General features: G+C 46.9%; 18 protein-coding genes. 6 read left to right on the top strand and 12 right to left on the bottom strand.

The features are described from left to right. Nucleotides 1-137: 137 nt before the first annotated feature. Nucleotides 138-1568, top strand: a complete 1431-nt coding sequence (locus JGK07_RS21975) for an ABC transporter substrate-binding protein (protein ID WP_293193517.1) — start codon at nt 138-140, stop codon at nt 1566-1568. Nucleotides 1569-1641: 73 nt separating this feature from the next. On the opposite strand, the gene JGK07_RS21980 is transcribed toward JGK07_RS21975, so the two are convergent. The 8 genes from JGK07_RS21980 to grxC form a co-directional block, all read right to left on the bottom strand. After that, on the bottom strand, nt 1642-1986 hold the full coding sequence (locus JGK07_RS21980) for a hypothetical protein (protein WP_293185849.1): 345 nt from the start codon (nt 1984-1986) through the stop codon (nt 1642-1644). A 241-nt stretch (nt 1987-2227) separates the two neighbouring features. Then, complete coding sequence (locus tag JGK07_RS21985) at nt 2228-4732, bottom strand: glycosyltransferase (protein WP_293185848.1); 2505 nt, start codon at nt 4730-4732, stop codon at nt 2228-2230. A 57-nt stretch (nt 4733-4789) separates the two neighbouring features. After that, nucleotides 4790-6025, bottom strand: coding sequence for a transposase (locus JGK07_RS21990; protein ID WP_293185846.1), 1236 nt, complete (start codon nt 6023-6025; stop codon nt 4790-4792). 929 nt (nt 6026-6954) lie between these two features. Further along, nucleotides 6955-7536 (bottom strand): hypothetical protein, encoded by a 582-nt coding sequence (locus JGK07_RS21995; protein ID WP_293147937.1) that lies wholly within the window; start codon nt 7534-7536, stop codon nt 6955-6957. Between the two features lie 160 nt (nt 7537-7696). Continuing rightward, the gene (locus JGK07_RS22000; protein WP_293185844.1) at nt 7697-9535 is read right to left on the bottom strand and encodes a CHAT domain-containing protein; all 1839 of its coding nucleotides are present in this window, start codon (nt 9533-9535) and stop codon (nt 7697-7699) included. Nucleotides 9536-9775: 240 nt separating this feature from the next. Further along, nucleotides 9776-10894, bottom strand: a complete 1119-nt coding sequence (locus tag JGK07_RS22005) for a Gfo/Idh/MocA family oxidoreductase (RefSeq protein ID WP_293185842.1) — start codon at nt 10892-10894, stop codon at nt 9776-9778. A 433-nt stretch (nt 10895-11327) separates the two neighbouring features. Beyond that, entirely contained in the window at nt 11328-12302 is a 975-nt protein-coding gene (gshB, locus tag JGK07_RS22010; protein WP_293185840.1) for a glutathione synthase, read from the bottom strand. Nucleotides 12303-12369: 67 nt separating this feature from the next. Further along, the gene (grxC, locus tag JGK07_RS22015) at nt 12370-12630 is read right to left on the bottom strand and encodes a glutaredoxin 3 (RefSeq protein WP_293185839.1); all 261 of its coding nucleotides are present in this window, start codon (nt 12628-12630) and stop codon (nt 12370-12372) included. Between the two features lie 458 nt (nt 12631-13088). Between grxC and JGK07_RS22020 the strand changes: the two genes are divergently transcribed. After that, nucleotides 13089-13232: a hypothetical protein gene (locus JGK07_RS22020; RefSeq protein ID WP_293185838.1), complete on the top strand. Its 144-nt coding sequence runs from the start codon at nt 13089-13091 to the stop codon at nt 13230-13232. A 24-nt stretch (nt 13233-13256) separates the two neighbouring features. Here the strand turns inward: JGK07_RS22020 and JGK07_RS22025 are convergent, their stop codons facing one another. Both JGK07_RS22025 and hflX read right to left on the bottom strand, forming a co-directional pair. Next, a complete protein-coding gene (locus JGK07_RS22025) occupies nt 13257-13859 on the bottom strand; it encodes a PEP-CTERM sorting domain-containing protein (RefSeq protein WP_293185837.1) in 603 nt (200 codons plus the stop codon). A 1140-nt stretch (nt 13860-14999) separates the two neighbouring features. Next, a complete protein-coding gene (gene hflX, locus JGK07_RS22030) occupies nt 15000-16646 on the bottom strand; it encodes a GTPase HflX (protein WP_363319279.1) in 1647 nt (548 codons plus the stop codon). 534 nt (nt 16647-17180) lie between these two features. Here hflX and JGK07_RS22035 point away from each other — a divergent pair. Further along, nucleotides 17181-17393 (top strand): chlorophyll a/b-binding protein, encoded by a 213-nt coding sequence (locus JGK07_RS22035; protein WP_293147923.1) that lies wholly within the window; start codon nt 17181-17183, stop codon nt 17391-17393. 220 nt (nt 17394-17613) lie between these two features. Further along, complete coding sequence (locus JGK07_RS22040; RefSeq protein ID WP_293185835.1) at nt 17614-17850, top strand: hypothetical protein; 237 nt, start codon at nt 17614-17616, stop codon at nt 17848-17850. A 326-nt stretch (nt 17851-18176) separates the two neighbouring features. Here the strand turns inward: JGK07_RS22040 and JGK07_RS22045 are convergent, their stop codons facing one another. After that, nucleotides 18177-19277, bottom strand: a complete 1101-nt coding sequence (locus tag JGK07_RS22045) for a tetratricopeptide repeat protein (protein ID WP_293193293.1) — start codon at nt 19275-19277, stop codon at nt 18177-18179. A gap of 150 nt (nt 19278-19427) precedes the next feature. Between JGK07_RS22045 and JGK07_RS22050 the strand changes: the two genes are divergently transcribed. Then, nucleotides 19428-19754: a YbjQ family protein gene (locus JGK07_RS22050; protein ID WP_172184303.1), complete on the top strand. Its 327-nt coding sequence runs from the start codon at nt 19428-19430 to the stop codon at nt 19752-19754. Between the two features lie 253 nt (nt 19755-20007). Continuing rightward, nucleotides 20008-20631 (top strand): hypothetical protein, encoded by a 624-nt coding sequence (locus JGK07_RS22055; RefSeq protein WP_293185976.1) that lies wholly within the window; start codon nt 20008-20010, stop codon nt 20629-20631. A 330-nt stretch (nt 20632-20961) separates the two neighbouring features. On the opposite strand, the gene metH is transcribed toward JGK07_RS22055, so the two are convergent. Next, the gene (metH, locus tag JGK07_RS22060) at nt 20962-24576 is read right to left on the bottom strand and encodes a methionine synthase (RefSeq protein WP_293225524.1); all 3615 of its coding nucleotides are present in this window, start codon (nt 24574-24576) and stop codon (nt 20962-20964) included. Nucleotides 24577-24620 lie beyond the last annotated feature (44 nt).

The raw sequence follows: 24620 nt of genomic DNA on the forward strand, positions 1-24620 counted from the left end.
ACTAATAACGTTCGCGAGCGGGGACGCTCGCACTAATAACGTTCGCGAGCGGGGACGCTCGCACTAATAACGTTCGCGAGCGGGGACGCTCGCACTAATGACTGAATCTAAAACTTAAAATCTAAAATTGTGCAGCCATGTCCCAAAAAAACGAAACCGCTGTTTTGGTATTATCACTCCTAATTACGATCGGGCTAGCCGGTGCAGGTATTTGGTGGCTGACAAGCCGCGGCGGCATTCCTGGAGGTTTATCACCCGAAAATCAGACGTTTTCTAAGCCCCCGACGGGGAATTCATCGCAGTCAGAGCAGCAAATTCAGCAGCGTCTGAGTGCCGGAAAAAAACTGTTAATTTCTGAAAAAGCAACAACAACTAAAGAATCAGCAGTAGAGGCGATCGCATCTGGCAACTACAACGCGGCTATTTCAGACTTACAAGCTTCACTGCAAACCAATCGCAACGATCCCGAAGCACTAATTTACCTCAACAACGCCCGTATCGGCAATCAAAAATCCTACACAATTGCCGCAGCGGTTCCCATTGGCACCGATATCAATGCTGCTCAAGAAATTTTGCGGGGAGTCGCTCAAGCTCAAAATGAAATCAACCAAAAGGGCGGCATTAACGGGACTCCCTTAAAAGTGCTAATTGCTAACGACGACAACAACCCAGAGATTGCCTCGCAAATTGCCAGTGCGATCGCCAATAACTCAGAAATTTTAGGAGTAATCGGGCATTTTGGTTCGGACACCACCCTAGCAGCGAGCAAGATTTACCAGCAAAATCAATTAGTAGCAATTTCTCCGACAAGTACCTCTGTGCAGCTTTCAGGAGTTGGCAGCAATATATTTCGGACAGTGCCGAGCGATCGATTTGCGGCGAATGCTCTTTCCCGCTATATGCTGACAAAATTGCCAAAGCAAAAAGTTGCTATATTTTTTAATTCTGCCAGCAGTTACAGCAAATCTTTAAAAGATGAATTTACTACTGCTGTTTACGGAGATGGCGGACAAATCGTATCGGAATTTGACTTTGCTAAGGGGAATTTTAATGCTGCCGAAAGCGTTAAAAGTGCGATCGCCCAGGGAGCAGAAGTCATGATGTTAGCGTCCAATTCGGCGACTATCGACCAAGCTTTGCAAGTAGTGCAAGTCAACGCCAAACGGCTGCCATTACTAGCAGGAGACGGCGCTTATAGTGCTAAAACACTGCAAATTGGTGGCGCAGGAGCCACAGATATGGTGTTAGCAGTTCCTTGGCACATTCTCGCAGATCCGCAGTCAAACTTTCCCCAAACCTCGAAACAACTTTGGAATGCTGAAGTCAGTTGGCGCACAGCTTTAGCTTACGATGCGGCGATCGCGCTAATTGTCGGATTAGGGCGCAATCCGACTCGCACAGGCATTCAACAAGCTTTATCTGCGTCAGATTTTTCGGCAACAGGAGCATCGGGGCCGATTCGCTTTTTACCTTCGGGCGATCGCAATCGAGCAGTTCAATTAGTAATTGTTAAACCGGGAAATCGCACCAGTTACGGTTATGAATTTGTGCCGATATCCGGTTTATGAGATCTTTACCTTTTATGAATAGGCCGGAAAGCCTGTTTCATAATAAAAGAAATGGGGTTGTTTTGGTCTTTCTTCAAAGAGGATTGACAACAAGAATACCTTTACCAGGGCCTTCGTAAATTTCAACTCTAGAGACTTGTCCACTACCGGCATAAAATGTAACTCCGGCGAGCGAGCGAGATGGCATTGATTGCCAAACACCGTCTTCTGAAGACACCACATTAGTTATGAATCCATCCTCCCAGGTAATTGTAATTTGGGTGAGACTCTGCTTGACTGAGCAGCCGATTGTTTGTGCCTGTCGTTGATTTTGTCCGTAAAAACTACATACACCTTTATAATTTTTAGTGGAGCTACTTGTCTGGGCTTGAGCAACGATACCGAAAGTAGTGACAGATGCCAGGAGTAAATTTGTCACTAAAACCGCTTTACAAAACAAAGACGAGTTGAGTTTCATAGGTTCGCAAAATTTTACAAATATAACTAGATTTATGTTATCAAAACATTTATATTCTGTCAATCAATTTTGACTGTGGAAAAATAATAGATAGGATATCTGAATGTCTTTTTTAGACAATTGATCGGAATAGGAACACGGCAATGCCGTGTCCTGATTTATGGTAATATTAATTCCCATGCTACCGGATTTGATATGAGTTTTAAACTTGGGAAACTGCGATCGCCCTAACCGGCCTGTTTCTCTCAAAAATAGCCCTCGGTTTCAAAGCAATTCTCAACAACAGCCACAGCGAGTGCCATTCTCCGGGCGTTTCCTGGCGCTTCCACTGGCCGGGGCGACAGTACAGCATTTCGATCAAACAGCGGTGTTGGCTCATGTTTAGGCGATCGAACGCAATTCGCACAGTCGGAAATTCCGCAACACTGCACCCTGCTGCATCCCGAAAATTCGACTCCAAGTGAGATTTCTCGCTAACCAACTCAATCTTAGCCACAGGAATCAAACATTTCTCTTCCATAATTTCCAGAGTCGCCGAGTCGCAATCAATCAAACAGTTGCCAAAACGAGCTTCGGTGTCCAACTCCATCACAGGCGGCGCTACGGATATCCTCGCTTTGACTGCTACGCTGCGAGCTATCGCTCTGATTTTACCCTGCGATAAACTTGTCTCAGCGGCATATTTGGGTAACATCTCTGCTGCGGTAAAACTCTGTTTGCTCCCTTTACCTTTGACCGCAAAACTCGGCCGTTCAGTCAGAGCAACTTCAGCGCCACTTTCTGAAATTACAGTAGTTATTCCCCAAAAACTTTGACCGCCCACATTCAACTGCACCACCCTGTGCAAATTGAACCATTCGTATATATCCGGCTTAGGAATATCCACCAAAATTAGCAGCGCAATTCCCAGCATCAGCAGGTTGTAAGCGCTCCAAATCCAGCCCGCACTCACACCTTTTAACGAATCAGCACTTGCTGATATTCCCTGCCAACTGCCCATATTTTTAACTAAATGAATGTTTAAATTATGGAACAAACCGAATGCTGTAGCTGCGAACAATAAAATCAAAGGCCATCCCAAATTCCAGTTAAAACTAAAGCGATCGGTCGCAATTCCTTTTGGCGTCACATTAAACCCTTTCTGAAAGGGATTGAGCATGGCACTCACCACCGTCACCGCCAAAGGAATACACTGGACGAACGAGTAAACATCTGATAGCAAAGCCGATCGCGATTTGCGGTTCAGCCAAGAAAACACAGTAACTTGCACCAAATAGTAAGGCAGGAAAAAGTAGACCAATTCCCGCGCATTTGTCCGCAAAGGAAGTACCCCAAGAAACGCATAAGCTAAAGGCATCAACAGAAACACAATCCTGCTTAAACTGGTAAACCAGTGCAGCAATCCTTCCAGGTGACACAGCCTTTGTACGAATCTGAGACCGCGAATCGTTAAAGGATTGGAATCAATAAAAAATGCCTGAAGGGTGCCTCGCGCCCAGCGCAATCTTTGAGTTAGATGGGCTTCTATATTTTCAGCCGCCAAACCAGCACTCAATTTTTCATCTAAGTAAACTAAACGATACCCGGTGGCTGACAACCGAATTCCGGTAAAATAATCTTCGCAGATTGAATTTGTGACAAAGCCTCCCACTGTTTGTAGCGCGCTGCGCCTCATTACAAAAGACGTGCCAGCACAAACTACGCTATCTGCACTATCTTTGATGATTTCAATTTGCCTGTAAAATACTTCTTCTTCTGGCACCAGCACATTTTCTAAACCTAAATTTCGGGCAATGGGATCGTGGTTGTAAAAGCTTTGCGGTGTTTGCACGAGGGCGATTTCTGGATTTTGAAAAAAGCCAACTGTTCTTGTTAAAAAGTTTTTAGTGGGAATGAAGTCGGCATCAAAAACTACAATGAGTTCTCCATTTGTTAGGCTTGTGGCGTGGTTGATGTTACCAGCTTTGGCGTGACTGTTATCTGGTCTAGTTATATACTTGCATCCCAGTTCTTTGGCTAGCAATTGGATTTCAGGGCGCTTTGTATCGTCAAGCAAATATACTTGTTTGTTAGGATAATCTAAAGCTTGACAGCCGATGACTGTGCGCCTCAAAATAAAAATTGGTTCGTTGTAAGTTGGGATGAAAATGTCTGCGGACGGGGCAAAGTTTCCCTCTGCAACTGCAACAGCCATGCGATCGGCTTCTCGATGCCTGTCTTTCATACTCAGCATTAAATACATTTGAATGCTGCTGCTGACAACCATCAGCATTTCTAGGAAAAACAGTCCCAAACTAAAGATACCGTTGAGGGGATCGCTTAAATTTAGGGTAACTAGCGATCGCCACAAAACGTAGCGAATGGTTAAAGCCAAAACTATGCCAACTACCACAGCCCGCGACCATTTCTGTGGTTGAGGCGAAATTTTAATGGTAGCTAAAGCAACCGAGACGAGGGCGAAAGTCGGCACTAACAAATACATCTTGCTCGCAGCAGGTACTTGCAGCCACACAGGCGGGTTTTGCTGCCAAGTATTGATTGTGGCAAAAATACCGCTGACTGTACCTTCACCGCTAAACCAGGCTGCGGCGATCGCACCTGCGAAAGCAACTACCCCCAACACGACTAGCGTTGCCATCTGTACGTGCGAAATCCACCTAAAAAAGCGGCGTTTCAAGTCTTGAAGGTCACATCTTGAATTTCTCATAAAATTTGCAATTCCCGATCGTATCTGCAACTGTCAAGGTTTCCTGCTGTTCACTTTTTAATCCCGTTGAAAATTCCGACACACCCCACTGACGATATTTACATTTTTTAACATTCTGACAATTTTTTGACACTCCCCGCCGTAAAACGGACGGGGATTCTTAAGAAAATCAAGCCTCAGTAGACTTTCATTCGTAACGGCTGGGCTCTCGCAGCCTCTAGACAGTCCGGTAAAACCATTCTGCTTACTTTTACGTCCGATATTGGCCGCGCCTTGTGCGTCAGCATTAATCAAATGTCCTTCTTTACTCCGATACAATCCACGCTTAACTCGCTTACCCGAAAACTGGTAAGTAGCTGGCCGATCGGCATTGTAGAGGGGCAACTCATCGCCATCCAACAAACTGGATTTAGATGTGTAAGATTCTTCCTGCTCCTTGTATTTCAACCCATATCGCTCACAGAGAGTTCTAAGTTTATTTCTCAGGGTATAAAAGGGAATCTGGACAAAGTTTTGATTGGTGCGACGACCAAGATTGATATCTTGCTTCATCCCAAGGTTGAATCCGACAATCAAGCATTCAATTTTAGTATTAACGCAATGGTCGATTATGAGTCTTGCAGCTTTATTCAGGTAATCCCTGATTTGGTTGCTACGATTGATATACAGCCGAGCCTGACGCTCGGTCAGTTTTTCTATCTTCTGTCGATCTTTGATAGATTGCAGTCTAGCATTTTCCTTGTTGAACCACTGGTTAATAGATTTAAGTTTGCGACCATCCACAATAAAGGATGCCCCATTGGTGTCAACACAAGTTGCCAGATTGTCCAATCCAAGATCGATCGCCAGAGAACTACCAGCAATCGTTTCGGAGGGTTCATTTGCCCTTTTAGAGATATACTCAACCTCGAAGAATCGAGCATCGTATTTAGGGTGAATCCGAACCTCTTTGAGCTGAGCGGGGTCGAGTCGTTGTGGAAAGTTAATTACTATATCTCCAAATTCCTTTTTAAAAGCATAGGACATCGGTACTTTAAACTTTCCATCTTTGACTTTAATCCGAGGGATTATTAACACGAAATACCCATCTTTGGGCTGGTAGTGAGGAAGTCTTACCTTCTGTTGATAAGTGCCAGATTTAACCGCATTAATCAGTCCAAAAAAGCTGTTAAAGGTTCGATCTACCACCTTCAATGTTTGCTGTGCAATGTCTGTATTGAGGGCTTGGTAGTTCTCATTCTCTTTGCACAGATCGCACAGCCGACTCATAGCGCAAGTGTTTACGTTCTTCAAAAAAGTATTGGCGAACGGTGTAAAGACCCACATTGTAGAGGTTCTTACTCAGCCTGCACAACTCTCTGAGCGCCAAGAATTCGGCTTTGTCAAGGTCGCGTAGTTGGTTTTTCTGAGTAGAGTACATAAACATTGCTTTCGCTGATATCACCATTATATAGCGAAAGTTAACCAACAACAAGTTATTTTTGCCATGCATAGATTTATTGCTCATTCGTCGCTCACCTCTCCCTACCGATACCTAACGATTGTCGGTTTCGGTTGGGGTGAGACTCCTCACTCGCCTCCTATCCCTCCCCGCGCTAAAAGCGACGGGGTTTCTCGGAGGTTCCGATGATAGTTCACTCGCTGCTTAGTGGCAAACTGCTCAGCAATATCCAGTCCAGGCAAAGTATAGCAAGAGCTTCTTGAGATTGTGTGCGATCGCACAACTACAAACCTGGTTGGATTTTCGGAATGCACGTGCTCATAAAATTCTGCGGACTAAAGTTCACACTACAAACGTGCCTCCCTATAAACCAATACTGTTCACTTAAGACAGATCGCCCCTAACCCCCGTTAAAAAAGGGGAGTAGGGGGTGGGACAAGAATGCTCTCAAAGTCAACCCCTACTCCCCTTTTTAAGGGGGATGCGAGGGGGATCTCCGGCGCATAAATAGTGTTAAGTAAACCGTATTGCCCTATAAACCAAATTTTTTGCCCCATTTCTGATGGTTTTTCCTGTTTACTGCCAGCCTTCTTCGACTTTTTGCAGTTATTTCAACCAAAAAATATCATGTCTACAAATCAAATAGGATTGCTATCGTTTGAGATAGCAATCCCTAGGGGCTAATAATTAGACGAATGTGACATCTAACTAAAGGTAGATTGATTTTATATTAATTTAAAAAATTACCGCGATCGCAGCCTAAAAAACTAGCCGTCAAAAACTAATCAGAAATTTCTAATTGCGAGATTGCATAGCGGGCGACAGCCAAACCAACTCTCGCCTGTTCTATTTCCGACAATTGGGCCCAAGGTCTTCTAGTCTCCATCACCACTTCCACTGCGGACGAATCAGCCTCTCGCATCGCATAAGCCAAAGGACGCGCCAACACCTGCAAATCTTCCTCAGCCCACTGAGGCAAAATATCTAACACGCACTCAACCATTTGGTCAGCTAAAGATTGATACTTAACAGTTGCGTTTTGGACGCTTTGAGCGATGCAGGCTAGAAAATCTTGAGGAACCCGAGCAAATTTTTCGCGCAAAGACTTTTGTAGAGAAGTCGCCAGCCAAATTTGTTCTAGTTGTCCGAATAAAACTTGCGACTTCTCCGCTATATCGCTGTCGCTGAAGGAATCAAACAGGGCAAATTCTTGCTCTAGATCGGTTAAATAAGATTCTGATTCAAGCTGTGCGGGATTCCAAGGATAAGCAACATCAGTCTGAACTATTGTGGTGAGAAGTTCCATCTGCGCCTGAGTTTGTGAGTCGCGAAAATATTGAGAATCAGGAGATTGGGTAGCCATGATGTAATACCTAAGTAGTTCAAGTAAAATACAGAAGGTGGACTCTGCCAAGTGCTAGTTGCCAGTGGTGAGTAACTGTTTTAACTTCAGACTTGAGACACGGGCGTCGAGAACTTTGGTGTCCCGATCGCCGATTGCCTTCATTAGCTACACCCGCACCTTAATTAGTTCCGCAATCAGTCTCACTGTAGCCCGAAGTTTTTGGAACCTCAATAGTGAACTCAAAAATCTGACCTTGAGAACTGCCAAATTTTAGCTGAGTACCCGATTGCAGCAGCAGTTCTTGGTGGTGAACTCTCACCCATCCGTCTGTACCCAAAACTAGAGTCCCGTAGCGGGAAAAATCGCGCAGGAAGTAGCTAGGTTCGCCCCCGCGATCGCCGATGCTGTTGCGACAGAAAATCTCCGCGTGTTTTTGAGAAACCCACTGTTCTCGAATCACTACGTCGTTTTCTTCCCAGCGTCCGACTCGAACCATACCAGCAGTAATGGGCCAAACCTGATTGCCAGATTCGCTAGATTTGACATTTGGTCGATCGCGCCCCCGCAAGTAAGCACAAGACGGCAAACGTCCCAGCCAAGTAGAAGAATTCAAAGGCAATTCAGTTTTCAGGTCATCTACCGGTTCAGTCAGTTGACCGTCAAACTCTGGGTGCATATACAGTACGGGCAACGTCCAAGCCGGTTGATTGAACTTGTACAGTGTCAGTAGCTGCTGTCTGGCGACGGCGACGGCGCGATCGATCGACATTCGTCCTGCCAAAGCTTGGGCAAAAGTTTGGATAAAACTCAGGGCCTCGCGATCGGCGATCGAGTCCCGCATCCCCAACACCGCCGGCACCCCGTGATGGATCAGCACCTCAGCCAAACTGCTGCGGGCGATCGCCTGTTGCTGGCCGTTATTTGAATGCAGCCTCTCCACCGCCGGCTGAGCTCCCCAGCAGGCATTAAACACTGCCAGCGTCACGCGGCATCGAACCAAAACCTGAGCCAATTCAGTACCGTTAATCGCCGTGTCCGGCCCCAAAAACAGTAAGCCACCGTCAGGGCCAGGTATCCCGTGGCCGGCGTAAAACAGAATGTTATAAGCTTGAGTTTCCAGCCGAGAAATTAGTTCCGCCGGAGTAGGTTCGATCAGAGTATCGACGCGAGTCGGAACGCTGATGTCGAAATATTTACCGCTGTCGTCGGTTTGAAAAGCATTTTCCAGAACCCCAGCTAGGGCGACTGCTTCTGCTTCCAACTGCAAATGACGATTATTGCCCCTGGAAAATTCAGAATTAGCACCGCGGCCAGGTTCTGCTTGTCCCAAAACGAGCAAAATGCTGAGGGAATCGGCAGGACGCAGGGGCGGTAAAGGCTCAACATTGCTGGTAGTGCGGCTGAAAAGCAGTTGCTGCGACAGAGAAATAGCCGGTTGACCGGCTTGAGGCTGCATAATTTCCCAAGGTAGGGCAATCAAATACGGTTCGCGCAAGTCTATGCGGACTCGCAGGGGTAGATTTTGCCCGATCGCGATACCTTTACTTTCCTGGAGACTGCCCTGAATCGGCCCTTCAAACAGCCACTGCCAAAGATCGATCCCCAAATGCTGCATCAGGCGACTGCTGTAGCTAGGAGGTGGCGGTAGCGGATTCTGCTCGCCCCTCTCCACCAACCCCCCTTGACTGAGGTGGAGCGGCACAGAGCGGATAATAGGAGGGATTTGTAGGGATTGAGCAGTTCGTTTTTCAGTTTCTGTCAGTAGATTCTGGTTGTTTTCCGGCGAGACGAAACTGCCATCAGGATTTAGGGGCAATTCGTGAATTGTCCCTGACGGGGAAAACATTTCCTGCCAAGCTTTCCAAGATTGGGACAGGGCCAGCGGCCACATACAGTCGTGGTGAACGTACCCGCTGGGATAGGGAGCTTGTAGAACCCAAGTGGCAAAATGGTTTGCCCCAGCGGTTCTCAGGCGAGCGATCGCTATACTGAGGCAAGGACTTTCAGGGCGCGCCATTCACAACTACCGAATCTGGATATAGGGATTGATCGAGTTTCTCTATTAGTAGTTTATCGGGTTTGGGGTGCGATCGAGTGGGCGACATTGCTTTTTCATTCAGTTGACAGTTGACAGTTGACTGTTTGAGGGCGACCTCTACCTGGAAGTCCGAGGATTGGAGTAATCAATAGCCTTCTTTTAATTTCTCCCTACAAGGGTTCCGGCTTTAAACCAATTCTTTCAGGTAAATTTTTAATCTTATCTACCGCCCAAAAATTTATCTAAATTCGGTACATCCACCCAAGTTCCCGTAGCATTTGACTCCTGGGTCAAATCCATCAACAACTGCGAGTAAACTCCTTCTTTGAGCGACGGTATCAAAGATTTCCCCGCATCAATTGCTTCAACCCACCTGTCTACTACTCGAATAAACGGTGCAATTCTCCCGTCTGGATAAACTTGAGGAAACTCCAATCTCTGAGGAATCTTAATTTCAGCTAAAGGTTCTCCAGCTTGGGAACCCCACAAGCGAAATCCGTGGACGTAATCCTGCTGATTGTCGCTTCCCAAAACCAAAGTACCCTGACTGCCGTAAATTTCGACCCAATGTCCCCGCCCTTGATAAGTAACCGAACTCAAACAAACTTGACAAGGCGTTCCCCCGGCCAATTCCAACATCAACGTACAAGAATCATCGGCATCAACAGGTTTTAAATTTCCCGAATCGTTCGGATCGGGCCGCGCCGAAATTCCTGTAATCAATTGCCCAGAAAGCCTCTGCACGGGGCCGAACAGCCAGCTAATATAATCAAAAACGTGGGAACCTGTCGCGCCCAAAACTCCGCCGCCTCGCTCTTTTTGTGCGTACCAATTCCAAGGGCGAGTAGCATCAGCGCGGCCGGGCACCAACCAATCAATTTTAATTAAACGCTTTTCTCCTACATATCCTGCTGCTAATAATTCTGCTAGCATTTGCCATGCGGGAATGAACCTAAACTCAAAGTCCATGGTGGCAATTGCTTGGGTTTGAGATTCGCGATTCGCTAATCGGTAAAGTTCCCGGGCTTCATTAGCTGTCAGGGCTGTCGGTTTTTCTAATAATAAATGTTTGCCTGCTTCTAGGACTGTTTTTGCCATTTCAAAATGCAAAAATGGCGGCGTGGAAATGCTGACGCCCGCTACTTCTGGGATCGCTACTATATCTGCGATCGAGTTGCAAGCGTAGGGGATGTTGTGGGCGGTGGCGATCGCCTGAGATGAGTCTAAATTTCGGTGATAGACAGCCACAACCTCTGTCCGGTGGTGGGTCTCGAATCCGGGCAGGTGCACTTTTTGACCGAAACCTGTACCGACTACTGCAACGCCAATTTTTGACATGATTTAATAATTGGGGATTGGGATTGGGGATTCAGTCTTTGATTGAGAAGTCAACCGCAGATTGAAGGCAGATTAACGCAGATAATTTTAAGATAGGAAAGCTTCGGAGTGCAATGTTTTCTGCTCCTAGACAAGCTGGCCCAGATATGAACTTCTGACAATATTGTTGAATACACTGAGTTTTTTGTGATTTTGTTAAAAAATTTGTCCTAAAAAAGTAGCTATTACCTATTGATTTTTTGGGACGATCGGGATATTATTATTTAATAATGGGAGTGGTGACTTAAATTTAAATTTTGTCACCACTCCCATTATTACATGATACCTCTTCAAATTCTCAAAGTCAAGCTTTTTACCCTAAAAAAAAGGCGATTTTTTTTGTTATTTTTCAAAAAAAATAATTGACCGATGAGTAATTCTGGGTTATTAGATTTTAGCGTCTAGTTCCTACCTGCGAGACAGTCCATTCAATTACTTGTTTGCCCAAACTCACCTCATCAAACAAATCGATTTCTCTGATTCCTGTAGGGCTGGTGACATTAACTTCGGTGAGATAACCGCCAATGATATCAATGCCGACAAAGTACAGTCCGTCTCGTTGCAGCACAGGTGCTAACTGAGCGCAAATTTGATGTTCGCGATCGGTAATTTCTGTTTTTGCGACTCGGCCACCGACAGCCATGTTGCCTCGGAATTCATTGCCGGTGGGAATGCGATTGACTGCGCCGATGGGCTTGCCGTTCAAGAGGATGATTCGTTTATCTCCGTCTTTTGCTTCGGGCAGATAAGTCTGCACCATCACTGGAATTTTGCCTTGTTGAGTGCTAATTTCAACCATGGAGTTGAGATTGCGATCGCCCGGTTCCAAGAACAAAATCCCCTCGCCAGCTTTGCCTCCCAATGGTTTAAGAACTGCCGCTCCCTTTTTCTCCACAAATTGGCGAATTACCTGCTTGTTTTGAGAAACAATTGTTTCGGGGATCGCTCCCTCAAATTGCAAAGCATACATCTTTTCATTAGCCGCTCGCAATCCTTTGGGACTGTTAACTACCAAAGTTTTAGCGGGATCGATGCCGTCTAGAAGATAAGTCGTGTAAAGGTAGGGAACGTTGACTGGGGGATCGGTACGCATAAATACTGCGTCCATTGCTTCGAGTGGGCCCAATGCAGGCTGTTCCACCTGATACCAAGCCTCAGCCGCCTCCCAGCGCCCTTCTACTTGTTTGACTGGGGTGAGGGCTACTCTAGTCAACATTGCCCAGGTTTTGCCGCCGATGATGCTTAATTCGTTGGCTTGAGTCGCCCACACTTCGTGACCCAATTCTTGAGCTGCCTCCATCAGCGCTACGCTGGTATCATGTCCTGGAATTAGTCGATCGAGCGGATCGATGATGAATGCAAATTTCATGGTCAGTTACAATTAAAAATTGGTCGAATGAAAATTTAGGCAAATTCAAAATGCAACGGGAAATGCCTTATTTTGCTAGCAACGGATCTAGTAGGCCTTGAGCATCTAGTGCGTGCATTTCGTCGCAGCCGCCTATGTGTTGGTCGTTAATGAATATCTGGGGGAGGCTGCGGCCTCCGTTGGCTCGATCGGTCATGCGATCGCGTGCTGCTCCATCTCCGTCGATCGCGTACTCTGTAAATTCAACCCCTTTTTGCTTCAGCAGTGCTTTAGCACGAATGCAAAACGGGCAGGTTCTCCAAGTGTAAATTTCTACTTTAGGTGTCATCGGACGCTCACACAATAACAATATTTTTTATTGTAATCTTAACAATACTTCGGACAGTTTTTTAACGGCCGTGTAAGCCGAGAGCGAGTAAGCCCTGCCATTTTTTACGCATTTTCTGAAACTTAGGGCTGAACTTAAACATTGAAAAAATAGTCCAGCATATAGTCAGTAAGGGTTTCGGAGGCTCGACTAGATCTAAAACTGTCCGAAGTATTGCTTAACTAATCTTATTTTAATTTTTATATATAGCAACCCCGCCCGACGGTTGCGAACTTTTCGCGTTGTACTTCCCCATGGGATCTCTTGCTTTTGACTTCAGGGCGTTCGAGCGCTAAACTCTTCTTCCTTCTGCTCCAAGTGCACCCTGCAAGCTTTCAACAGTTGACCTGGGACAGTTGACAGTTGACCGCTTGACAGTTTAAGAGCGACCTCTACTTAGAAGGAAGAGGATTGGAGTAATGAATAGTCTGATTTTCATTTCTCCCGATCGGGGTTACGGCTTTCAACCAATTATTTCTGGTAAGGTAATTATCTATACATTTTTTATGATTTCACCTAAAAACAAAAAAACACTCGCGCTTCAAGAAACGGAGAGATGTTGAAAACAAGCAGCAGCTTGGGCCTGCTTACCGTTGCTGACCGACCTGCTTGTTTCGTTTTCTGGTGGAACAGATGATTCCTGCGCCTGTCAGCAGGAGTGCTACCACAGTACCGGGTTCTGGGATAGTTGTTCTTCTAATGACGGGGGGGTTTATGTAGTTTGGCAATATCGGCGATGGCACCTGTATCGGCGGAACTGGCGATGGCGATGGTGATACCGGTGGTATGACCGGTGGTATGACCGGCGTGGGTAATATCGGTATCGGGGTTGATGGTGGTGGTGAGGCTACCGGTGGTTCCGGTACTGCGGGCTCTACTATTATAGGGCCTGGTGATTGGACTACCGGCACTTCCGGCACTACAGGTTGTACGATCGGTATCGGTGCTGGATCTACCAGCGCTTCCGGTACCGCGTCTCGCACGGGTGCAGGTGATGTCGGTACTTCGACTGGTACGGGTGTTGGTGATTGAGGGCTGAGGGAATTATCAGGGACGCAGGCACTTGAATAGTTTCCGGGCCCGCACACATCGACTGCTGCTGAAGCCGGAGGGGCGGCAGCTAGATAGTAGAACCCTGTTGCCATTGTGGCAGAGAGTCCAATTGCTAGTTTTGCCAGTGGCGTACACATAACTATTTAGTTAAACAGTGGTAAAATCGGAGAATAGAAGTAGTGCTAGAGATTAGCGCTGCACGGCGGGCATAGATTTTAGAGTTCTTACCATAAATTGATGTTTTCTCTCCCGGACGCCTGTAAAAGATAGTATAGCGCTTGAGGCGATCGCCCAAACACTTTGGTCGTCTTATTTTATTTGACCCTAGTCGCCTAGGGTGGTTTGCACCGTCTGGCAACCTCTGAGCTAACAGCCCTTACAGCTATTAAAAGAGAGTTTTTACCGATACTTTTTTGCTAACATTTGCTAACAAATACATAAGTTGAGATCGGATCTCAACCAAGGCCTATCAACCTATGCCCGTAAAAATTTCTACAAGCACTTATATTCTTGCGTTCAGCTTGGTTATCGCTTAGCGCTATTAGCCAATCTGATTATTTGCTTTGATACTGTAGAGGCAACTTATTTATATAGCGGTTGCGTACTACCAAGGTTTTTCACCTACATCTGAGTGGGTAAATTCATAAAATAGCTCGGTAAGTGGGAAACGAGCGAGACTTTAGTCCTGAGAGGGAAACGACGGGCGCGGTTTCAACCGCCTTGAATCCCCTTGCGGGGTTAGAGGGGTATGGTTGCCGCTCTAGGTCGATATGGTTGTCTCCAAATCCCTTTCGGGTAATGTTAGCTTCGCCAAAGTTATAAGGGCTTTTTCCGGCTAGCAGCAGTGTAAAGCGTGACTTTAGAACTGTTTAACCACGCTTCGACAGAGCAAGGGACTAGCTTCGCATCCACAGGGTGTCGTGACCCAAATAACGTAGACCTCGAAGGTCTGAGGCCCGTCAGTACAGCTTGCTCGATCTCTCTAACAAGCTCAGTGGCTTGAGCCTAGAGTTACTGACTCTATATGATACGAAGACCTATGACAAATGTAAGCGATCGTCCGTGCAAATGTCCGAAAAAGTCTTACTGTTAATCAACCTTGAGCGCCGCCTCCTGAAGTTAAGTATGTAACCGATCGCAAACTATATCTGCTGTATTCTAATTAGCAATCCACAATCTGACTATTCTTTTATAGTCTCATGCTTCGACGAGATCTGTCCTCAGTATATGTACGTGTATTCCCGAATGTCAACTACTGAAAAGGAATATTTAAGTATTTACCGAGGGTAGAGGGCGTATTGAATGAGCTGGGCTAGTCGATCGCGCAGGCTTTCCATGCCGAGACCTTTGGCGGCCGAAATAAATACGGCTTGAGGAAACTCTTCTCGGGCGAGAGCAAGAGTATCTCCATCTACGGCATCGATTTTGTTAAATACTACAAGGGCAGGCCCGGGAGTTACGGGCATATCTGTCAAAATATTCATGACGGAGCGAATTTGGCTCTGCCACGCGGGATGCGAAAGATCGACAAGGTGCAGCAAAGCATCGGCATCTGTAACTTCTTCGAGGGTAGCCCGAAAAGCGTCGATCAATGAGAGGGGAAGTTCGCGAATAAAGCCCACTGTATCTGTGAGGACGATCGACAGCGGTTCTCCTGTGAGGGCGCCAGGAATCGTCAGCTTTCGGGTGGTGGGGTCGAGGGTGGCAAATAATTGGTCGGCTGCGTAGACCTCGGAATTTGTGAGCAGGTTGAGCAGAGTCGATTTACCTGCATTGGTGTAGCCGACGATCGCGACTGAGGGTACGTCCATGTGGTGCCGGTTCTGCCGCAGCCGGAAGCGGTGGGCTAGGAGTTGATTTACTTCTTGCTGCAATCTTGAAATGCGTTTGGCGATCGTCCGGCGTTCGGTTTCGAGTTTAGTTTCCCCGGGGCCTCTGGTACCGATACCGCCGCCTTGTCTCGACATTGCTTGACCGCGACCTGTCAGGCGGGGCAGGCTGTACTGTAGTTGAGCGAGTTCTACTTGCAATTTACCTTCGCTCGATCGCGCTCTTTGGGCGAAGATGTCGAGAATTACCTCCGTGCGATCGACGACACGAATACCAATCTGAATTTCCAAGTTGCGTATTTGTGCGGGGGACAAGTCGCGATCGAATACCACGAGGTTAGCGCTAATCGTTTGAGCGGTGAGGGAAATTTCTTGAATTTTGCCTTCGCCGACGACTGTCTGCGGGTGGGGGTTCGATCGCTTTTGACGCACTGTTTGCAATACCTGACCTCCGGCGCTTTCCACCAGCCGCGTGATTTCTGCGAGTCCGTCCTCAAAATCCAGCAGAGTCATGTGCTGAGTCATCACACCAACCAGCAGCACTTTGTCTTGGTCTGCATCTACTTGTTTGGCGACAAATTCTGCTTGAAAATCTGCTTCGAGTCCTTCCACCAACTCCAGAAAGTCTTGGTCTGCGAGGTCGTCCAAACTCAGTGGTTCTGATATTTTCCAGGGAAAGTTTTGAGTTTTGATTGGTGAGTTTTGAATTAAAGGCTCTTCTATTTCCTCTGTTTTAGTTGAAGCTGGTTCTAACTTAGCGCTCAACACAGAGAACTCAAAATTTGGTCGGTCTCCCTGGGGTATGAGGTGAACCAGATAAGTGTCTTGGATGTAACCGGCCGCACCGCCGCCGCGGCGCTGAAATCCTCCGCCGCTTAGAGTCAGCCAAACCAGGGCATCGAGGCGCTGAATTGCCATGGCGGTGATGGCTGCTTCGCTAGGGATTTCGGGCTTCAAGTGGGTGGCGATGCAGCGAATGCCACTGAGGCGACCTCCCCCGTAGCGGGGCAATTCTAGGGGTGCAATCTGGGTTTGGCGGGGCGTACCGACGCCGACGCGAATTACTTGTCCGCGACGGTTGATGTAGGTGCAGATTGGCTTGTCGATTTCGGTACTGATGGCGGCGACGCGCTGTGCGAATTCTGCCGTGGTGATGCGATCGCCCGGTAGTCTCTGGTGGTAAAGCTTTTCGAGTTGTTTGAGTTGGCTGGATTTGAGACCCTGAAGATTGCCGTAGATGGTTTCGATAACTGTTTCTCCCTCGCGCTCTGTCTATTTCCTATTTTAGTTAAGTTAAGGGCGATCGTGTTCTGTTTTGCGGTTGAAATTGACTATTTTTTTTTCCTGTAGCTTCTCGCGACTTCAGTATTGTCGAGTCACAACGGCCGTTGTTTGTCGCAGCAGGGCTTCGCAAGCTTTTCACAGCAGCCATCTCAACTTGCAGTTGTCTTTAGTATCTACCGATACAGGCGATCGCTGAAAAAATGGTTTTTAACAAAATTTAACACGTCATTTTTGTCTCAAAATCCTCCTTTAGACTTGTATGTATTTTGCACCTATCGACAGATAGCAAACTAGAAATTAGGTCGCTACCATGATAAGCGAAACATTGTTAAGGAATGTAAAAAAATGGAAACTCGCCCTACTAACTTACCTCCTACCGCTAATGCCTACAACGGCAAAGATCGGAACGCCTTTTTGTTTGGGTTAAACCCACAAGCAGAACTTTGGAACGGTCGCTTAGCGATGATCGGTTTCTTAGCTTATTTGCTTTGGGACATGGCTGGATATAGCGTTCTGCGCGACATACTTCACTTTCTGCCTACCTACATCGCTCACTAATAACGAGCATTCTATCCTGTCTGGTAGTATGAGGAAATGCCACAACTGCCAGACAGCCTAAAAGTTACAAATGGCAGCGAGTAGGATTTTGTCCCTTTGTATTTTTCGTTACTTTTGAATGGCATTAACAGACTTCTTGCTCTGATGCGATGATTCTGCGTAGGGGCGAGAGGAGTGGCGCGGTGAATATTGATAGACAAACAGATATTGTTCATGTTTCATGTTTCATGTAGATACAGAAGAGTATTTATTACACCTAACTCGTTATATTCACTTAAATCCAGTTTGTGCTACTAATATAGTTAAAAAAGCCGAGGCTTGGGAGTTTTCTAGCTATCAAGAATATAGCGGTTTTTACAAAGATTCGCGGACGTTGTTGGGCTTGGGCCCTCTTGATTTCAGCGGTTATGTAAGCTGTCAGCCATACCTCATCTTTTTGAGAAAGGCTATATATTGATTTGCGCCAGGGTAGTTTGCCTAAAATAGATCGAGTGCGATCGCAATTTCAGTCAGCAGATGCTTATCGTTACTTTTTAGAAGATTTAACTAGCGATAAATTAATCCAGCATTTAACCTTTGAAGAATAGAAAGAACCTACGTGCATCCAAGAAACCCGGTTTCTGAGTTCCACGCGCAAGCGTCCAAGAAACCGGGTTTCTCTGAGAATTTACGCCTCTTCACGAGATTTTCCGAAGAAACCCGGTTTCTGAGTATCGCGCGATCGGGGATTGTTGATTCTGACCCATCAGAAACACTATCAACTATCAACTATCAACTGACTAATTACTTTAGTTCATTGAGCGCCGCCTCGGCTTTTTGTGCGCCATCATTGTTGCCTTGCTGGCGGTAAGTGTCTAGGGCTTGTTGAAAAGCTTGAATTGCGTCGGATTTGCGATCGCGCGCTTTGAATGCTTGACCCATGTTGTAATAAGCTTCTCCTCGGGCTGGATCGAGCTGGATCACTCGCCGAAAAGTGATAATTGCTCCTGAAAAATCTTGTTTTTCTAGTTGAATTTCCCCGATTGCAACGTATGCGCTCACTAGATTCGGTCGCACGTCAATCGCTCGCTTGTAAGCTATAATCGCTCCTTCTAAGTCGTTTTGAGCTCTGAGAAGTTCGCCAATTTCTAACTGTACTTCGGGATTCCGCGGCTCTAGTTTTGACGCTTCTTCAAAAGCTGCTAGCCCTTCGGAAGTGTTGCCGCTACGCAGCAAAGCAGTACCTAATTTTAACTGAATGCTGGCTTGTTTGGGAGCGAGTTTGGCTGCTTGTTTGAGCACGGTGACAGCACTGGCAAAGTTTCCCTGCTGGATCAATACTAAACCCAATGAAGAATAAGCTTGCCAATTTTTGGGATCGAGGGCGATCGCCTCTTGGTATGCTTTAAATGCACCGCTGTAATCTTTTTGCTGAAACAGCACCACTCCGAGTCCAATTCGGGCGTTGACATTTTTGCGATCGAGCACAGCGGCGCGACGGTAAGCTGCTGCTGCTGCGGGATAGTTTTGCAGGTTCGCCATAGCATATCCTAAGGCGTATTGAAAGTCAGCATTTTTGGGTTCCAGACCGATCGCCTGTTGGTAAAATTCTACTGAGGCTTGATAGTTGCCCTGACGTGCTTGTAGATAGGCAATACCGGAAAAAATACGCGGGTTTTCCGCATCTAAACGGGCTGCTTGTTGATAAATGGCGATCGCCTTACTGTAGTCTCCTAAATCTACCAACTCGCGTCCTTGCCGCAGCAGACTATCTAAATTTGCATTATTTTTAGGTTGAACTTCCTCTGGTGTGTCTGCTGAGAGCGCTATCTGGGGCGTTGCGATCGCGAATCCCGCTACCAAAAGTGTACTGAATACCAAGAGACTTTGTTTGTGGACGGCCATTTTTTTCAAAGAGTGTGTGGATTAAAAGAGCGAATTGCTGTCAGCTTAACAAGCTTACAGCTTAGGGTTTGCCTGGAATCTTTGAGCGGGGAGATGTAGTAAACCTACAGAAATCGACCAACTCAAAATTTTCGCACTTGAGGCCAACTGATGATTGTAACAACAACTGATATCATCCAAGGAGCAGAAATTCAATCTTACTTGGGAATTGTAACTGCCGAGGTTGTCTACGGCACAAACGCCCTGCGAGATTTCTTCGCGGGTATTCGCGACATCATCGGCGGGCGCACCGGCAGTTACGAGGAAGTGTTTCTCAAAGGACAGCGAGATGCCCTCGCGGAACTGGAAAAACGGGCCCAGCGCCTGGGTGCTAATGCCGTGATCGGGGTGGAAGTTGACACCGGCACGATTAATGTAGACTCTTCGGGGGCTTTGCTGTTGATTACTGCTGTTGGGACTGCTGTCAGATTGCGTTAATAAGCCGCTTTTCCTCTATACATCAGCGAACTTTTTTAACTGGATAAAATAGTTATTGGTTATCAGCCATCAGTCATCAGTCATTAGCTAATAGCTGCTGGCTGAAAACTGATGACTTTTGAGTTTATTTCTTCAGACATAGATACTGGTTATTTCCCCAGGCAGATATGGTTTCTATCAATCTCAGCCACAATCAATGCTTAGGTGAAAGATTGTTAAAAATAAAACCAACTCTCAAAGGAAAGGAAAAGCTATGGCATACGTAAATAGACCAGTAGACAACGTTGTTACCGAGCAGACTCTAGTTAAGCCGGTCATGGAATATCACGATTTAGTGCGGTGGGGCCCAATTTTTTCAGGTTTGGTAATTGCGATCGGCACACAACTGGTGTTAAGTGCGTTGGGTGCTGCGATCGGGTTGAGCAACATTGCTAATTCAGGAGCTCCGCGCAGTATTGCAGGCAACGTCGGTACTGGAGTAGGAATTTGGTCAATTATCAGTTTATTAATAAGCTTGGGCGTTGGCGGTTGGGTAACTGCTCGCGCTTGCGGCCCGATGAACCGCAGCACCGCGCTTTTGAACGGAGCAATTTTGTGGGCAACTACCTTAACAATTGGCTCTTGGCTGTTAGCAAATGGCGTAGCTGGGACTTTTGGCGTAGTAGCAGCGAATGCCGGAGCAGCGATTAATCAAGCCCAACAAGGCGGCGTAAATCTACCCAACCAAGCGCCTAGCGTTTCTGCTCAGGATGCTCGGAATATTGCTGAAAATGCCGCTAAAGCTGGTTGGTCATTTTTGTTCGGCTCATTATTGGGTTTGGTTGCTTCAATGGCCGGAGCATCTGCCGGCGCCCGCACTCCCCGGAATCACTTGTAAAAGTTTGGTGGGACAATCAAACTTCCGGTTCATGAAAGCACTTTTTCAAGGTGCTTTTTTATTGGGTGAATTTGTGTATTCTTCAGTCCGCGAAGGCGGACTTTGTTTGTGTACTAGCGGTTTCAACCGCCGAGTTTTATTTGTATAATGCGCTTTTTGCTGAGTCTAGATCCCCCTAAATCCCCCTTAAAAAGGGGGACTTTGATATCTTCCGGTTCCCCCCTTTTTAAGGGGGGTGCCAGGGAGATCTGGGCCTAGTCGTCAAACAGTAAATCGATAGTACATTTGACGTTAAGTTGACACTAATGGTACTCCGCGCGCACTAATAAATTAAGCTGTGAAGTATTTAGCGGCTGGGTGATAGGTGATAATTGCAGTGGTTGACTGTTCCGGATAAAGTTGTTCGCTTTCATCCATATACAGGTTTATACGATCGCACTTTAGCAAATCCAATTGCTTGTACTGATCCGCCATATTCGGACAAGCAGGATAGCCGAAACTGTAGCGCGAACCGCGATATCGCTGCGCCAGCATATCCCGAATATTATCCGGTTCCTCGCTAGCAAAACCCAATTCCCGGCGAATCCGCGCGTGAGTCCATTCGGCTACTGCTTCCGCCGTCTGTACCGCCAATCCGTGGAAGTAGAGATAATCGGTGTATTGATTGTTAGCAAATAGCTTTTGTGCGTACTCCGTAGCAACTTCTCCCACCGTCGCTACTTGCATCGGAAATACATCGATTTTACCCGATTCTTTCGGCGCGAAGAAGTCGGCAATGCACAGCCGGCGCGCCGATTTTTGCCGGGGAAATGTCAATGTTGTCACAGGCAAGATGCCTGTGCCACTATTGGCATTCACAGGCAAGATGCCTGTGCCACTATTTTCTGCTGTGGGGTGGGCATCTTGCCCGCCCTTCATAATTTCTGGGTCATACAGATACAAGGAATTTCCCTCAGCTTGACAGGGGAAATACCCGTAAATTGCTTGCGGGTGCAGTAACTTTTCGGTGATAATTTTGTGTTTCCATTCTTCCAAGATTGGATAAACTGTCTCAGCTAAGAAAGCATCGTATTCTTCCCGCGATTGGTCTTTTGGCTTGCGGAATTGCCACTGTCCAGCAACTAAGGCTTGCAAATCTAAGTGCCAGAAAAGCTCTTCAAAGGGGATTTCTTCGGGCGATAACAGTTTTGTACCCCAGAAAGGAGGATTCGGGCGATCGATATTTGCATCAACTGCTTCGGAACGCTTGGTATCAACAATCACCGGAGTGTCTGCCTTCTTCGCATCCTCAACCGCAGTTTCTGCCGAAGTTTTAGCTGCTTTCACCGCCCCATTCTCACTCCCAACTTCATCTAAAAATCCAGCCAAATCTTCCCAGTTTCCAGCAGATTTGGCTGGCATCAGTTTCTCCATAAAGTTCAAGTCAGAAAACGCATCTTTGCCGTAAACAACTTTACCGTTATAAGTATTTTGGCAATCTTCATGGACAAACTTGGGAGTCAAAGCTGCACCGCCCAAAATCACTGGAACGGTAATGCCTCTCTGGTTGAATACCTCCAAATTTTCTTTCATAAATGCGGTGGATTTTACCAGCAAGCCACTCATCGCAATACAATCGGCTTTGTGCTTTTCGTAGGCTTCGATGATATTATCAACTGGCTGTTTAATTCCCAAATTAATCACTCGGTAGCCGTTGTTTGATAGGATAATATCAACCAAGTTTTTGCCGATGTCGTGAACGTCGCCTTTGACAGTCGCAATGATAAATGTGCCTTTAGCATTGTCCCCTGATTCGGACTTTTCCATGTACGGTTCTAAATAAGCAACTGCCGCTTTCATGGTTTCGGCTGATTGCAATACAAATGGTAGCTGCATTTGTCCCGATCCGAACAATTCTCCGACTACTTTCATCCCATCTAACAAGAAGGTATTGATAATTTGCAGCGGCGGATAGGTTTCTAAGGCTTTGGCGAGTTGGATGTCGAGCCCGATGCGTTCGCCGTCGATGATGTGGCGTTTCAATCGTTCTTCGACGGGGAGGTTTTCGTCTTGGGTACGATCGCGCTTGGTAGTTTTGCCCGCAAACACCGTTGTTAGGTCGCCCAAGGGGTCGTAAATGCAAATATCGCCGTCGAACTCCCGTTCGTCGTAGATCAGTTTGCGGCAGATTTCCTGGTGTTTGGGGTCGATTTTGGCGATCGGCAAAATCTTATTGGCGCTGATAATTGCCGAATCCATCCCCGCCTGCATCGCTTCGTGCAAAAACATGGAATTCAAAACTTGGCGCGCCGCCGGATTCAAGCCGAAGGAAATGTTAGAAACTCCCAAAATCACGTGACATCCCGGCAATTCTTGGCGGATGCGGCGGATAGATTCGATGGTAGCTTTGCCGTTTTTTCGGTCTTCTTCAATTCCGGTAGAAATCGGCAAAGCCAGGGTGTCAAAAAAGAGTTCTGAGGCGGGAATTCCATAGGCGACGGCGGCGTTATAGGCGCGTTGGGCGATCGCAAATTTCTGATCAGCAGTGCGCGCCATCCCATCTTCATCAATCGTTCCGATCACAATCCCTGCGCCGTACTTTTTCGCCAACTCCAAAACTTGATAAAAACGCGGTTCTCCGTCTTCGTAGTTAGTAGAATTCAGCAAACATTTGCCGCCCGCAACTTTCAAACCAGCTTCCATCTTTTCCCACTCGGTGGAATCCAGCATTAAAGGCAGAGTTGCATTAGTCACAACCCGGGATACTAATTCTTTCATATCGCGCACGCCGTCGCGCCCGACATAATCGACGTTGACATCGAGAACGTGCGCGCCTTCTCGCACTTGTTCTCTAGCCATTGCTACTAAACCGTCCCAGTCTTCGGCGTTTAGCAAATCGCGGCATTTTTTGGAACCGCTAGCGTTGAGTTTTTCCCCGACAATTAAGAAGGAATTTTCTTGTTCGTAGGGTTGGGCGCTATAAATTGAAGCAGCGGCTGGTTCCCAAGTAATTTCTCGAATTTTGGGTTTAAGAGTTGTGCCAATTTCTGACAGTTCGCGGATGTGATCGTAGCGAGTACCGCAGCAGCCGCCGATGACTTGCACGCCTAAGTCTTCGACGAAGCGCATCAAGGCCATTTTTAATTCAATCGGCGTCAGTTTGTAGTGTGCGTGGCCGCCAATGTTTTCGGGTAAACCAGCGTTTGGTACGCAGGAAACCACGAAGGGCGAATGTTCGGATAGATATTTGACGTGTTCCGCCATGCGATCGGGCCCGGTGGCACAGTTTAATCCTAAAATATCTATGGGATACGGCTGCAAAATAGCTAAAGCGGCGCTGATGTCGGAACCGACTAACATTGTGCCGGTGGCTTCCATTGTGACTGATACCATCAGCGGAATCCGCGCACCTTTTTTCTTAAATACTTCTTCAATGGCATTTAATGCTGATTTAATTTGCAGCACGTCTTGACAAGTTTCGACTATAAATAAGTCAACGCCGCCGTCATAAAGTCCTTCGGCTTGTTCGGTAAAAGCGGCGGTTAGCGTGTCAAAATCGATGTGTCCTAAGGTTGGCAATTTGGTACCCGGGCCGATCGATCCTGCGACAAATCTCGGTTTTTCGGGCGTGTCAAATTCCGCCGCGATACCCTTGGCAAGTTCCGCGGCAGTTTTGTTGAGATAATAGGCTTTGTCGGCTAAATCGTACTCCGCGAGCACGATGGAAGCAGCGCCGAAGGTGTCTGTTTCGATGACATCGGCGCCTGCTTCGAGGAATCCTCGGTGCACGATGGCGACGGCTTCCGGCTTGGTGTGCACGAGATATTCGTTACAGCCTTCGTATTCTTTACCGCCGAAGTCTTCTGCGGTGAGGTTTTGGACTTGCAGGTTGGTTCCCATGGCGCCGTCGAAGACGATGACTGGGCGCGAGGGGTGGTGGAGTCGATCGAGAAATTTGCTATTCATCAGCGGTAAAAAGACGTAGGTGCTATATATTTACAATTTTATCT

The organism is Microcoleus sp. PH2017_24_DOB_U_A (assembly GCF_020738205.1).
Taxonomy (GTDB): Bacteria; Cyanobacteriota; Cyanobacteriia; order Cyanobacteriales; family Microcoleaceae; genus Microcoleus.

Coding starts and splice junctions, on each gene's coding strand:
- JGK07_RS21975 (WP_293193517.1), top strand. CDS start 138: ATGTCCCAAAAAAACGAAACCGCTGTTTTGGTATTATCACTCCTAATT.
- JGK07_RS21985 (WP_293185848.1), bottom strand. CDS start 4,732: ATGAGAAATTCAAGATGTGACCTTCAAGACTTGAAACGCCGCTTTTTT.
- JGK07_RS21995 (WP_293147937.1), bottom strand. CDS start 7,536: ATGGCTACCCAATCTCCTGATTCTCAATATTTTCGCGACTCACAAACT.
- JGK07_RS22000 (WP_293185844.1), bottom strand. CDS start 9,535: ATGGCGCGCCCTGAAAGTCCTTGCCTCAGTATAGCGATCGCTCGCCTG.
- JGK07_RS22005 (WP_293185842.1), bottom strand. CDS start 10,894: ATGTCAAAAATTGGCGTTGCAGTAGTCGGTACAGGTTTCGGTCAAAAA.
- gshB (WP_293185840.1), bottom strand. CDS start 12,302: ATGAAATTTGCATTCATCATCGATCCGCTCGATCGACTAATTCCAGGA.
- grxC (WP_293185839.1), bottom strand. CDS start 12,630: ATGACACCTAAAGTAGAAATTTACACTTGGAGAACCTGCCCGTTTTGC.
- JGK07_RS22020 (WP_293185838.1), top strand. CDS start 13,089: ATGAATAGTCTGATTTTCATTTCTCCCGATCGGGGTTACGGCTTTCAA.
- JGK07_RS22025 (WP_293185837.1), bottom strand. CDS start 13,859: ATGTGTACGCCACTGGCAAAACTAGCAATTGGACTCTCTGCCACAATG.
- JGK07_RS22035 (WP_293147923.1), top strand. CDS start 17,181: ATGGAAACTCGCCCTACTAACTTACCTCCTACCGCTAATGCCTACAAC.
- JGK07_RS22040 (WP_293185835.1), top strand. CDS start 17,614: ATGTTTCATGTAGATACAGAAGAGTATTTATTACACCTAACTCGTTAT.
- JGK07_RS22045 (WP_293193293.1), bottom strand. CDS start 19,277: ATGGCCGTCCACAAACAAAGTCTCTTGGTATTCAGTACACTTTTGGTA.
- JGK07_RS22050 (WP_172184303.1), top strand. CDS start 19,428: ATGATTGTAACAACAACTGATATCATCCAAGGAGCAGAAATTCAATCT.
- JGK07_RS22055 (WP_293185976.1), top strand. CDS start 20,008: ATGGCATACGTAAATAGACCAGTAGACAACGTTGTTACCGAGCAGACT.
- metH (WP_293225524.1), bottom strand. CDS start 24,576: ATGAATAGCAAATTTCTCGATCGACTCCACCACCCCTCGCGCCCAGTC.